This is a genomic window from Enterococcus wangshanyuanii (assembly GCF_002197645.1).
Taxonomy (GTDB): Bacteria; Bacillota; Bacilli; order Lactobacillales; family Enterococcaceae; genus Enterococcus_L; species Enterococcus_L wangshanyuanii.
This window is the reverse complement of record NZ_CP021874.1, coordinates 2,522,134-2,534,689: the sequence shown is the minus strand read 5'-3', so window position 1 is coordinate 2,534,689 and position 12,556 is coordinate 2,522,134. Positions and strand designations below refer to the sequence as shown.

General features: G+C 38.3%; 11 protein-coding genes. 2 read left to right on the top strand and 9 right to left on the bottom strand.

Annotated elements, in window-relative coordinates:
- Positions 1-32 precede the first annotated feature (32 nt).
- From menC to CC204_RS12455, 7 genes are all read right to left on the bottom strand, one after another.
- Entirely contained in the window at positions 33-1,142 is a 1,110-nt protein-coding gene (gene menC / locus CC204_RS12485; protein WP_088270464.1) for an o-succinylbenzoate synthase, read from the bottom strand.
- A complete protein-coding gene (menH, locus tag CC204_RS12480; protein WP_088270463.1) occupies positions 1,132-1,962 on the bottom strand; it encodes a 2-succinyl-6-hydroxy-2,4-cyclohexadiene-1-carboxylate synthase in 831 nt (276 codons plus the stop codon). Before menH ends, menC begins: the two co-directional genes overlap by 11 nt.
- Positions 1,959-3,686, bottom strand: coding sequence for a 2-succinyl-5-enolpyruvyl-6-hydroxy-3-cyclohexene-1-carboxylic-acid synthase (gene menD, locus CC204_RS12475; RefSeq protein WP_088270462.1), 1,728 nt, complete (start codon positions 3,684-3,686; stop codon positions 1,959-1,961). Before menD ends, menH begins: the two co-directional genes overlap by 4 nt.
- Positions 3,670-5,052, bottom strand: a complete 1,383-nt coding sequence (locus CC204_RS12470; protein ID WP_088270461.1) for an isochorismate synthase — start codon at positions 5,050-5,052, stop codon at positions 3,670-3,672. The genes menD and CC204_RS12470 overlap by 17 nt, the downstream gene beginning before the upstream one ends.
- The gene (locus CC204_RS12465) at positions 5,049-6,518 is read right to left on the bottom strand and encodes an o-succinylbenzoate--CoA ligase (protein ID WP_088270460.1); all 1,470 of its coding nucleotides are present in this window, start codon (positions 6,516-6,518) and stop codon (positions 5,049-5,051) included. Before CC204_RS12465 ends, CC204_RS12470 begins: the two co-directional genes overlap by 4 nt.
- Positions 6,519-6,530: 12 nt before the next feature.
- Complete coding sequence (menB, locus tag CC204_RS12460) at positions 6,531-7,346, bottom strand: 1,4-dihydroxy-2-naphthoyl-CoA synthase (protein WP_087641636.1); 816 nt, start codon at positions 7,344-7,346, stop codon at positions 6,531-6,533.
- 722 nt (positions 7,347-8,068) lie between these two features.
- Positions 8,069-8,437: a YccF domain-containing protein gene (locus CC204_RS12455; RefSeq protein WP_088270459.1), complete on the bottom strand. Its 369-nt coding sequence runs from the start codon at positions 8,435-8,437 to the stop codon at positions 8,069-8,071.
- Between the two features lie 198 nt (positions 8,438-8,635).
- Here CC204_RS12455 and CC204_RS12450 point away from each other — a divergent pair, with 198 nt between their 5' ends.
- Positions 8,636-8,869 carry a hypothetical protein gene (locus tag CC204_RS12450; protein ID WP_227011151.1) on the top strand — a complete coding sequence of 78 codons (234 nt, stop codon included), beginning with the start codon at positions 8,636-8,638 and terminating at the stop codon, positions 8,867-8,869.
- Positions 8,870-9,014: 145 nt separating this feature from the next.
- Entirely contained in the window at positions 9,015-9,386 is a 372-nt protein-coding gene (locus CC204_RS12445) for a PaaI family thioesterase (RefSeq protein ID WP_088270458.1), read from the top strand.
- Positions 9,387-9,414: 28 nt separating this feature from the next.
- Here the strand turns inward: CC204_RS12445 and CC204_RS12440 are convergent, their stop codons facing one another.
- Together CC204_RS12440 and gyrA are read right to left on the bottom strand one after the other, a co-directional pair.
- A complete protein-coding gene (locus tag CC204_RS12440; protein ID WP_088270457.1) occupies positions 9,415-9,846 on the bottom strand; it encodes a hypothetical protein in 432 nt (143 codons plus the stop codon).
- A 169-nt stretch (positions 9,847-10,015) separates the two neighbouring features.
- Entirely contained in the window at positions 10,016-12,535 is a 2,520-nt protein-coding gene (gene gyrA / locus CC204_RS12435; RefSeq protein ID WP_088270456.1) for a DNA gyrase subunit A, read from the bottom strand.
- Between the last annotated feature and the right edge of the window lie 21 nt (positions 12,536-12,556).

The window sequence follows — 12,556 nt, the reverse complement described above, 5'->3', positions numbered from 1 at the left end:
CAGACATTTTATTTTTCTTGTCTGTGATTCTTTTATTCTAAATAGATAGTTTCATATTTCCCAAACTTTGAAAGATGCTCAGGTGATAACGATACGCCAATTCCCAATCCTGTTGGCACTGAAATCTTACCATTATTGAGAACAAAAGGCTTTGATATAATATCTTCATAATAGTACCGATCAGAAGCTGAAATATCTCCTGGGAAAGTAAATATGCTTTGTGAAGCAAATTGCAGATTCAATGCTCTACCTACACCCGATTCAAACATACCGCCTAACCACACAAGCAAGTCATGCTTTTCACAAAAATCTACGATTTTCAATGCTTCAGTGATTCCACCTACTCTAGGGATTTTCAGGTTGATACTTCGACAACTACCTAGAGCAAAGGCTAATTCACAATCTTTGATCGATCGAATATTTTCATCTAAACAGATTTTTGTCTTCATTATTTTTTGTAATTGTGCATGATCTAAAAAATCATCAGCAGCAAAAGGTTGCTCCAGCATCACCAAATTATAGGCGTCCAGCCTTTTCAAATGAGAAAGATCATCGATAGTATACGCAGAATTAGCATCAACCATTAGTGGTAAATCAGGAAACTTTTCTCGAATCGAAGCAATTGGTTTCAAGTCATAGCCAGGACGTATTTTCAACTTAACTCTTTGATATCCTTGATCCACATAAGCTGTAATTTGCTTTAATAATTCAGATATATCAGGTTGAATGCCTACACTAACGCCGACAGGAATTTGTGTTCTTGTTGCAGAAAAATACGTTTGGAGACTTTTTTTATTCCGTTTGGCATATAAATCCCAAACAGCAGTTTCTATACTGGATTTTGCCATTTGATTGCCTTTTACTTCTTGAAATAGCAAAGAAATCTCTCTTGGATCCTTGATTTCTTGATCAATCAACAAAGGAATCAAGTGCTTTTCTATAATGATACGTGCTGTTGCAATCGTTTCTTCAATATAATCTGGTTGTTCAAATGGCACGAGCTCCCCGATTCCCTGATTACCTAATTCATCAGTGATCTGTATAATATCAAAAGCTTTTTCTGTTAGTCGGCCATAACTTGTTTCAAAAGGAATACGTAACGGGAGACGAATGCGATAACGATCGATACGTTTAATCTTCATCTGCAGCTCCTCCTTTTAAAAATCCATAAACGATTTCTTCAAATTGACGCGGTTTTTCTAAGTGAACACAATGTCCCGCGTGTTCGACCGTTTCAATGATGAACATTGGCTGTATATGTTTCATTTCCTCAGCAATCCGCCGAAATTTATGATCTAATTCTCCGACAATCAATAGCACAGGAATGTTTATATCGACTAATTCTGCCCAATAGCTTTTTTGTATGCCTGTTCCCATAAACCACAAACTACACGCTAAACCAAATGGTTGTTGTGCTAATCGTTCCTCACGAACTGCAACCTGTAACCGATTAGGTAAACGTCTTTGTGTGTCAAAAAGAGGCAGTGCTTCCCACTTCATCACAAAATCTTTGATTGGAGAAACTAATGTCCATGAAGCTAAATGCTCATCCGATAATTGACGTCTTGTTCGTTTTGATCGACTTTTTAAGCCCGGAGAACCACTCTCTAAGATCAGTTGCTGAACTTTATGAGGAAATAGATGATAGAACCCTAAAGCTGCTCTAGCCCCCATAGAATAGCCTAATAATGAAAACACTGAAATACCCAGCTTTTCAGTTAGTAAAGCTAAATCCTGACACAACGAGTCTAACTGATAACGGTAAGGATGCACATGACTAGAGGATCGACCATGTCCGATTAAATCGATCACTAAAATATTAAGATTAGATTTTCCCTGAAAGACTGGTGCAAAGGTTTGCCCACTACCTGTAAAGCCATGCAGACAGACTAAAGTGGGACACCCTTTTTTATAAGATAACCATTCATAATAGTAATCTACACCATTAATTTCTATATTCATCTGTCTTGCTCCAATTTTTCCTTTAACTCGTTCATTACTTGTTCCTGTAAACGAACATTCTCTTCACGATCCCCAATGATTTCGATTAGTTGAAATTTCGGCTCTGTTTTTGTCTGCTCTAATAATAAATCCAGCTGTTCTAAAGTTTCAGCTTTTGTATATTCAGCACCATATAACTTTGCAACAAGGGAAAAATCTAAATCAATTGGTGTGCCAAAAATCGGTTCAAAATCCTCTTTCTCCAGTTCTCTTTGAGAAAGGAAAGAAAAAATACCGCCACCGTTATTATTCAACAATATGATCGTTAAAGGTAACTGATATCTTTGGGCTAATAATAATCCATTCATATCATGGTACAGGGCCAGATCACCTATCAGCAAAATATTTTGGCGATCTGGATTCGTCGCGCACATGCCTAAAGCTGTCGAAACGATTCCATCGATTCCATTGATTCCGCGATTCCCAAATAAATGATAGCTAGTATTTTCTACAGTAGCAAATCGATCGATAAAACGAATAGCATTACTGTTTGAAACGAATAATTGACCGTCAGCCATCATTTGTTTATGAACTAAAAGGCTCGCAGAAGTTTCGTTGAGTTGGTTCATTTCAGCTAATTCTTCTAATACCTGTTCAGTTATTTTTTGCCATTGAATCCATTGAGCAGTCCATGATCCTGATGCTTTTACTGTGATATTTTCTTTAACTGCTTGAAGAAATGGCTGTTCTTGAACTTGAATCGCAACTTGTGTTTGCTTTAATTGATCCTGCCATTCACCAGTCTCATCTACAAAATAGATGATCGTCTCTGTTTTCTCAAGTGATCGAAGCCAAAACATCGTATTTTTTGAAATCGGCAGCATGCCAAAACGAACAACGACTTCTGGTCGATAAATCATAGTTACTTCTTGAATAAATAAATCCGCATAACTCATGATCAGTGAGCTGTCAAGACCACAAGAGGTAATATTCGTCAGCGGATCACTAATGATAGGCCAGTTTAATACCTCTGCTAATTCGACAAATAGACGTGCTTCTTTAGGTGTATGGCTTCCCCCAACAACTAGAACACCTTTTTTACCTTGCCAAGCATTGACGCACTGAATCAATTGTTCTTCTGTCAGCTGCGGCTTTCCTGCAATGATTTCTGTTTGCCGTTTCGTTTTTAATGAGTATGACAAATCAGGGAGTAAAGGCTCTCTTAAAGGAAAGTTTAAATGTACGGGACCTTTAGGCGTTTGGGAAGCTGTATCTGTCGAGCGCATTCCTTGCCAATAAGCGTAGTCCAGCATTTCTTTTGTTCCTTCCGGAATCGCCATTTCTACAAATGATTTCACATGATTTTGGAATAATTGAAGCTGATCCATAGATTGCGGTGCACCTACTTGTCGTAATTCATGTGGGCGATCCGTCGTTAAAATGATCAATGGAACGTGACTCGCTTTCGCTTCACAGATTGCTGGATAATAATTTGCAGCTGCTGTTCCTGAAGTACATAACAAGGCAACTGGTTTATTACTTGCTTTACTTAATCCAAGTGCAAAAAAAGCTGCAGAACGCTCATCGACTTCAACAAACGTCTCTATCTTTTCTTGTCGATGCAGCAATAAAGCTAGAGGAGTGGATCTAGATCCGGGACTAATCACTGCCTGACTGACGCCACTACTAATCATTCCTTCGACAAAGGAGTGTAAATATCTTGTCATATCAATTTGATTTGTCATTGATCTTCCCTCCTATTCCTCTTAACATTGGTTGAAATTTGATTTTGGTTTCTTCTCTTTCCTGCTCTGCTTGTGAATCCTTTACGATCCCACAGCCAGCATATAAATAGCCGGTATCCCCCGAAAAAACTGCCGAACGTATACCAACGGCAAATTCACCAATATCTTCCTTGATCGCAACCCAGCCGATCGGTGCACCATATAGACCTCTATCCAACTTTTCATGCTGCCTTAACCATTCTAAAGCCAATTCTTTTGGTTCCCCACCTAATGCTGGTGTTGGATGAAGTTGTTTTACTCCTTTTAAAAAACGATACTGTTTTTGTCGTTTTCCCTCAATTGGTAGATGTAGATGCTGAATGTCTCGATTTTTTAATAGCTTAGGCGCCTGAGGTAAAATCGAAACACCTGTCATCTGCTCTACTTCTCTAGTAATTCGATCAACAACAATTTTATGTTCTTGTCGATTTTTCATATCGTTCAGTAAATAATTGCCTAATTCTTCATCTTCAGCGGCCGTTGTTCCACGTGAAACAGAACCAGCGATGCTTGCTGTCGAAAAAGTTGTGTCAGTTGCCTTCAGCAATCGTTCCGGAGTAGCACCAATAAAGAGTTGATCAGCTGATTCCAGCACAAAGAAATAAGTATTCGTCTGCTGTTCTTGCAGATTTCTCAAAATATATTCTGCTTGAAAAGAGTCATTGGTTTTTACTTTCATTCGTCTAGCTAAAACAACCTTTTCTAAAGGTCCAGATTGTTTTAATTGTTCCACTGTTTGGTCGACTAATTGCATCCATTCAGAAACAGCTACTTCTTCGGCAATAATTTCCTGAAAAGTTGTGTTTGTTTTCACTTGTTCCTGCATTATCTCTTCTATCTGCTCATTTAGAGCATGCCATTTATACTCTAATTCTGCTAGACTTTCAGCACTAAAATTAATCGTCAAATATCTTTGTTCATTTTTTTGAGAAAACAGGAATGTTGGTAAATAAAACAATCCCCGATCCATCTCACCCCACTCATTTTGTTCTATCGAGTGATGGTCAAATGCAAAGCCGCCAACTAACATTGCACCTGTCCCGCTAATCGTTTCATTTTGATAAACCAAGTCATGTTCTTTTAATAGAAAAGCATCGACATTATTAAAAGAAGCCTGATCCTCTACTAATACTTGCTCTTTCCCAAATCCTACAAGTATCAGTTCTTGTTCGGGCGTTTGCCAATAGAATCTAGTACCTTTGAAATATTTTTGTCCCTTCTCAAAATAAGTACGCAAAGATTCTGTATGTTCATTTATTTTTTTGATCCAGCTAAATTGACGATAGCCGTTCATATATGCTTCTTTTAATTCATTAGGAATGCTCATTTGCTTAAAAAAGCCTCCCTTTCTTCTGTTGTTAAACGATGTTTCGCAAGTTTTCCACTCGCAGTTCTAGGCAAACAATTACATAGATAGAGTCGTTTTGGACATTTATATTTCGCTAAGTGCTGCTTCGCAAATTCATTGATTTTTTCAATCGTAATCGTTGGATCACCAACGATATAAGCAACTGGAACAGCGCCCCATTTTTGATCTGACTCACCGATCACAGCAACTTCTTTCACGCCTGGAAATTCTTGCAGGACATGTTCAATTTCTGTAGGATAAATATTCTCTCCGCCAGAAATGATCAGTTCACTTAAACGACTCACTAAATAAAGGTACCCTTCATTATCCAAATACCCCATATCTCCTGTTTTAAACCAACCGTCTGCCGTCCATTTTTCTGTTTGCCACTGCTCGCCGTTCAAATAATTTTGAATCACATTTTTTCCTTTTAAAAGGATTTCACCAACGTTATTCGCTGGTGCTTTTTTTCCATTTTCAACTATAATTTTGATTTGCATACCTTTTAAAGGCTTTCCTGCCGAACCGATCTTTTTAGAGGCATCCTCGAAGCTTAATGCAACTACTTGAGAACATGTTTCAGTCATCCCATAAGATTGGATCACAGGAATTTTGTTTCGTTCGCATTGCTCTAATGCAGCTGGAGCAATAGGTCCGCCACCCAAAAGCATTGCTTTAAATTCTTTACTGTATCCCGCTTTAGGGTAATACTCCAGTAGCTCTCTCAGCATGACAGCCACAACGGAAATCACTGTTCCTCGACCTTCAGTTAAATCTTTGGTTATACTTTTAGCATCAAATTTACTATATAAGCGAAAGCTGCAACCCAGAACCAATTGACGAATCACGATCGATAGTCCGCTAATATGAAATAGTGGTACTGGACAAAGCCAACAATCAGCTGCGGTAATCCCCATATTTTCTTGTGTGCCTAAAGCACTGGCAAGATGGTTGCTAAAACGCTGAACAACCCCTTTAGGTTTCCCTGTTGTACCAGATGTATACATGATCGAAGCTGGCATTTCGAGCTGATAATTTAGTTCCATTTGTTTTTGATTAAGAACCGAAACTTTCCCGCGTTTCATTTCAAGGATGTTCACTTGGTTCAAGTCTGCAACTACCGATAAGTATTCAGTTGCTGTAACCACTATTTTTACTTTAGCATCTGTCAATTGATATTGAAGTTCTTGAAGGCTTAAATGCGTATTCAAAAAAACGATCTCTTTACCTAATTCCCATAATGCTAGGATCGAAAAATACATCTCTTTTGAATTTCGGCTAAAAAGTGCAATACGTTTCTCTGATTGCTGAATACTTGCAGAGTATTCAGCTACCCATTTTTGAACTTCTTCTGCTACTTCAAAAAATGACCATACTTCATCCTGCCAGTAAAAAGCAGGATGATCCGGTCGTTCATTTACTTGTTTTTGAAGCCAACTACTCATTTTTCTCACCCTTTATGGAAACTTAGGAAATTGATCGAAATCAGGATCACGTTTTTCTTTGAAGGAATCACGTCCTTCTTTTGCTTCGTCCATTGTATAGTAAAGTAATGTCGCATCACCAGCTAATTGCTGGATACCCGCAAGACCATCTGTGTCTGCATTCAAAGAGGCTTTGATCATGCGCAGTGCCAATGGACTTTTCTTCAACATTTCATGCGCCCAATCCATCGTAACATCTTCTACTTGGTCCAATGGAGCAATTGTATTGATCCAGCCCATATCTAACGCTTCTTCAGCAGAATATTGTTTACATAAGAACCAAACTTCTTTCGCCTTTTTATGACCGATCACACGTGCTAAATAACCAGAACCATAACCGCCGTCAAAACTGCCGACATTCGGACCTGTTTGACCAAATTTTGCATTATCTGCAGCAATCGTCAAATCACAAACCAACTGTAGGACATTACCTCCACCGATAGAATATCCTTTGACCATTGCAATAACGGGTTTAGGGATCACACGAATCAAACGCTGTAAATCTAACACATTCAAACGCGGCACACTGTCTTCACCGACATAACCGCCATGTCCACGAACTTTTTGGTCTCCGCCAGAGCAAAAAGCTTTATCTCCAGCTCCTGTCAAAATAATCACACCAATATCTTGTCTATCTCGACTGATATTGAATGCATCGATCATTTCCATCACTGTTTTTGGAGTAAATGCATTGTGTACATGAGGACGATTGATCGTGATCTTCGCCACTTTACCTTCTTGTTCAAATAAAATTTCATCGTATTCCTTGATTGGTGTCCAGTTTCTCATGAGGAAACCTCCTTATAATTTTAAAAGCGGAACAGGCTCTTTCAGCTCTGACTGAAAAATAGAAAAACATGACTGAGACGATTTTTGTCTCATTCAGGTTTTATCTTTTTTCCGAAGAGCTAGCCTGTGCAGCTAGATAACAATAAAAGCGGAACAAACCGGTTAGCCTTGACAAGGAAATAGGAAAAATAAAATATGGTATTTTTTACCATGATTTATTTTTATCTTTTCCTCGAAAGGCTGGCTTGTGCAGCTAGATATACAAATGATCAACACTTTCTTGTAAAAGTCTTGTACTGTTCAACATCAACTTTCGTTGTGTTTCTCAGCAAAAGCGGAACAGGCTCTTCCAGCTCTGACTGAAAAATAGGAAAACATGACTGAGACGATTTTTGTCTCATTCAGGTTTTATCTTTTTTCCGAAGAGCTAGCCTGTGCAGCTAGATAACAATAAAAGCGGAACAAGCCGGTTAGCCTTGACAAGGAAATAGGAAAAATAAAATATGGTATTTTTACCATGATTTATTTTTATCTTTTCCTCGAAAGGCTAGCTTGTGCAGCTAGATAAGTTTTCAATGCTTCTATTATACACAAATATATAGATTTTAGAATGCTAGACGGTTCAACATAAGATAAATCAGCTCTATGTAAATGTACTAGAAAAGAATGAAAACCTTTTATTGGTTTCCATTCTTTTTTGAATTCTGATTCTTATTTATGATTTATCTTATTGCAACTACCTGAGCACCAAACGGCATCAATGCTAGCTTCGCTAACTTGAATGACTGCATCCCAAATGGAATTCCAATAATCGTCACACATAAAATGATCCCACTAATACAATGTCCGACAGCTAGCCAAAAACCACTGAAAATCAACCACAAGATATTTACTAAAAACGATACACTACTTGTGCTGTAGACAACGTCTTTCCCAAATGGCCAAAAGCTTAAGCCTGCTAATTTGAAGCATTGTAAGCCTATCGGTATCCCCACGATCGTGATACACCAAAGAATTCCAGCTAAAAGCCACGTCACTCCACCAATGAATCCACCAAAAATAAACCAGATAATATTTCCTAAACATCCCATATCCTATTCCTCTTCTCTTATTATTCGCTATAAACTACACAATCAGATTATACTAAAAAATACACATAATTTCTTAACTTTATTTAGTCAATCTTGCATACAACAATTCATATGAACCTCCTTGTTCTTGTCGTTCATCCAAAACTCCGTTATCATTGATAGAAATAGCTTCAAGAAAATAGAAATAGGAGTGATTATTTGTACAAAGCAGTTGTTGTTTATCAAAGTACGCCTATGTTTGGGAGAAATAAACTTCCTAATGGAAATATTTTAGGAATGTTTAAGCAGAATAAATTGGTCAAAGAATTAAATAAGGAGTTACAAAAAAGAGCTGCTCCATGGACAGTCGTTCTTGACGAAACCATCGCAGATATCACACAAATTTCTCAGAATGCAGAGGCTATTCTTTGTGTCCCAGGCTTACAAAAATAATTTGATAGTGGTGAGTATCCTAAAGAACGGATCTTTTATTTTGATTCTCTAGACTATCACAACGTAATAGTAACGTCAGCAATTGCTTTTCTCGAAACGATCCATTCGTAATTGATCACTAGTTTTTTAGAAAGGACGGAAATACATGAATTTATTAGAGCATCTGCAAATACAGACGAAAGAGCTGACGAAAAAAAGAGTAATCTTAACAATGAACGTAGCCTCTTTTCATAAACAACCCTACGGCATTGTTCACGGCGGAATCAATGCTGTATTGATCGAAACAGCTTGTAGTATGGGGGCAAATGAACAATTCTCTACTGAAAATGCCTATGCAGTCGGTGTCGACCTCCAAGTCAATCATCTGAAAAGTGTGACAGAAGGAATATTGACTGTTATCGCTCAACCTAATCATATTGGTGGCTCTTTGCAAGTTTGGGAAGGAAAAGTTTTTAATGAATCGGAAGAGCTGGTTAGTGTAGGACGCTGTACGTTAATGAAACGGATATCTAAATAGTAAAAAGACGCTTATTTCAGCGTCTTTTTTATATGATTTCTCCAGTAATGATCTTCAATTTCATAAACAAGGAAGAAAGAACCGCTAATTCGCCTTGGTCTACGTCAGAATATTTTTGCTCTATAATTTGTTCTCTTTCTTTTTTTACCAAAGAACGCATCATGCTGAGCTCTTCTATCGTTAAATTGGATAAGTAGGCATGATTCGGTTCAGAATAAGCTTTCGCTTCGATCTCAAAGGATGTCGGATTTCTTTTTAAACTTGTTCTTACTTGAAATCCATTGGTAAAAGTGATCAACTCTACATAAAAATATTCAGAAAAGGTAATTGGTCTGCGTTCAAGTACAGCTGTTTTACCGCCAAATATTTCAAGTATATTTTCGATGAAGTTTGACAAGGCAGTGCCTATATTTAATTGCTTTGAAAAAGTTTTAGTTAATAGTAATTTTTCTTGAATCATCTCTTCACCTCACACTTATTCTTCTTTTTTATTATAAACACACTTTTAACTAAAACAAAAGAAATATAATTTAGTTTTTTTAGAAATAATAACTAATAATAAAAAAACACAACGACCTTCTCTTTTAGAGAAAATAGTTGTGTTTTTTTATTTAATTTATTCAGTTTTTTTATTCTTCTGTAGGTGTATCAGCTTCAGTTGTTTCAGTCTCAGCTGCTGTTGTTTCAGTATTTTCAACTTCTTCCACAATTTCATCCGGCTCAGGTTCAACCACTGCCATTGTGACAACTTTCGCATCTTCTTCCATTCTCATCAAGCGAACACCAAGAGTTGCTCTACCAGTTTGTGAGACGGAGTCGACATTGAATCGAATGATGACACCTTTATTAGTGATCACTAGAATATCTTCATCTCCGCGAACAGTTGTAAGTCCAGCTAATGGTCCATTTTTGGCTGTGATATTAGCTGTCTTGATCCCTTTACCGCCACGGCCTTTTACAGGGTACTCAGAGGCTTTTGTCCGCTTACCGTAACCATTTTCCGTCAACACAAGAACTTCCGTGTCAGCGTCCAATAAAGAGGCTCCTACAACGTAATCATCTTCTCTCAGACGAATACCGCGAACACCTGATGCTGTACGTCCCATATCTCGGACGGCAGTTTCAGCAAAAGTAACAGAATAACCATTATGCGTACCGATGATCATGTTTTGTTCTCCGTTAGTTAAAACAACATTGACTAACTCATCATCTTCTTTCAAACCGATCGCAATCAGACCATTACTTCTGATATTCGAAAAGGCTGTTACAGCTGTACGCTTAACTGTTCCTTTACGTGTAGTAAAGAACAGATAATGTCCGTCTTCCGCTTTGCCTTCGACTGCGATGATCGCTTGGATCTTCTCACTAGAGTCAATGCCTAGCATATTGATCACAGGGATCCCTTTGGCTGTTCTACCGTATTCAGGAATTTCATAGCCTTTCGCACGGTAAACTTTCCCATTATTCGTGAAGAATAATAACGTATCGTGTGTTGAACATGACACTAGATTTTTCACAAAATCATCATCATGGACACCCATTCCCTGAACACCACGACCTCCTCGGCGTTGTGCTCTGAATTCACTGTTTGCTACACGCTTGATATAGCCGTTATTGGTTAATGTGATCACGACCTCTTCTTCTTCGATCAAGTCTTCATCTTCTAAACTCAAGACTTCACCAACTAAAAGTTCAGTACGACGAGCATCCCCATATTTATCACGGATATCGCCTAATTCAGTTTTGATGATTTCGATAACACGTTCTGGACGAGCTAAAATATCATTCATATCAGCGATAAATTTCAGTAACTCTTGATATTCATTTTCAACTTTATCACGCTGCAAGCCAGTTAAACTACGTAAACGCATGTCTAAAATTGCTTGAGCCTGACGATCAGAAAATTCAAAACGCTCGATCAATGATGCTTTTGCTTCATCATCTGCTCTAGAATTTCGGATGATCGAAATGATTTCATCGATATGATCTAAGGCAATACGTAAACCTTCTAAGATATGTGCACGTGCTTCTGCTTTTTTCTTATCAAATTCAGTACGGCGAGTAATTACTTCTTTTTGATGCTCTACATAATTCTCAAGAATTTGTTTTAAGCTGAGGATTTTTGGCACACCTTTTTCAATCGCCAACATATTAAAACCAAATGATGTTTGTAATGACGTCATCTTGTAAAGGTTGTTTAAAATAACAGAGGCACTGACGTCACGACGGACATCGATCACGATCCGCATCCCTTCACGAGAAGATTCATCACGTAAGTCTGTGATTCCTTCGATTCTCTTTTCACGGTGCAGCTCTGAAATTCGTTCGATCAATTTGGCTTTATTGACCATATAAGGCAATTCTGATACCAAAATACGTTCTTTTCCATTAGGCATCTCTGTAATATCCACTTTTGCCCGCACAGTGATCGATCCACGACCTGTTTCATAGGCTCGGCGAATACCGGATTTACCCATAACTAAACCACCAGTTGGAAAATCAGGTCCAGGCAACACTTCCATCAATTCATTGGTCGTAACATCTGGATTATCCATCAATAGACTAGTTGCTTCAATGACTTCTGCCAAATTATGCGGTGGAATATTTGTCGCCATCCCAACAGCGATCCCAGTCGTTCCGTTGACCAAAAGGTTAGGGAAACGCGCTGGCAATACATCCGGCTCTTGTTCAGAATCATCATAGTTTCCGTGGAAATCAACGGTATCTTTATTGATATCACGCAGCATTTCCAACGCGATTTTACTCATTCTAGCTTCGGTATAACGCATCGCAGCGGCACCATCACCATCGACAGAACCAAAGTTTCCGTGTCCATCGACTAGCATACTGCGGTAACTAAACGGCTGAGCCATACGAACCATCGCTTCATAAATCGATGAGTCACCATGCGGGTGATACTTACCCATTACATCCCCAACAACACGGGCAGATTTTTTATGTGGTTTATCAGGTGTGACCCCTAACTCATTCATCCCATATAAAATACGGCGGTGAACAGGTTTCAACCCGTCACGTACATCCGGCAATGCCCGAGCGACGATAACACTCATCGCATAATCAATGAAGGATTCTTTCATTTCACTGGTCAGATTGACGTCTTGAATGTTTTCTTTCACTTCTTCACTCATGAACTTATCTCCTTCTTATCA

Bases quoted from the DNA above. Each gene is read 5' to 3' on its own strand.
- menC (WP_088270464.1), bottom strand. From the start codon at position 1,142: ATGAAGATTAAACGTATCGATCGTTATCGCATTCGTCTCCCGTTACGT.
- menH (WP_088270463.1), bottom strand. From the start codon at position 1,962: ATGAATATAGAAATTAATGGTGTAGATTACTATTATGAATGGTTATCT.
- menD (WP_088270462.1), bottom strand. From the start codon at position 3,686: ATGACAAATCAAATTGATATGACAAGATATTTACACTCCTTTGTCGAA.
- CC204_RS12470 (WP_088270461.1), bottom strand. From the start codon at position 5,052: ATGAGCATTCCTAATGAATTAAAAGAAGCATATATGAACGGCTATCGT.
- CC204_RS12465 (WP_088270460.1), bottom strand. From the start codon at position 6,518: ATGAGTAGTTGGCTTCAAAAACAAGTAAATGAACGACCGGATCATCCT.
- menB (WP_087641636.1), bottom strand. From the start codon at position 7,346: ATGAGAAACTGGACACCAATCAAGGAATACGATGAAATTTTATTTGAA.
- CC204_RS12455 (WP_088270459.1), bottom strand. From the start codon at position 8,437: ATGGGATGTTTAGGAAATATTATCTGGTTTATTTTTGGTGGATTCATT.
- CC204_RS12445 (WP_088270458.1), top strand. From the start codon at position 9,015: ATGAATTTATTAGAGCATCTGCAAATACAGACGAAAGAGCTGACGAAA.
- CC204_RS12440 (WP_088270457.1), bottom strand. From the start codon at position 9,846: ATGATTCAAGAAAAATTACTATTAACTAAAACTTTTTCAAAGCAATTA.
- gyrA (WP_088270456.1), bottom strand. From the start codon at position 12,535: ATGAGTGAAGAAGTGAAAGAAAACATTCAAGACGTCAATCTGACCAGT.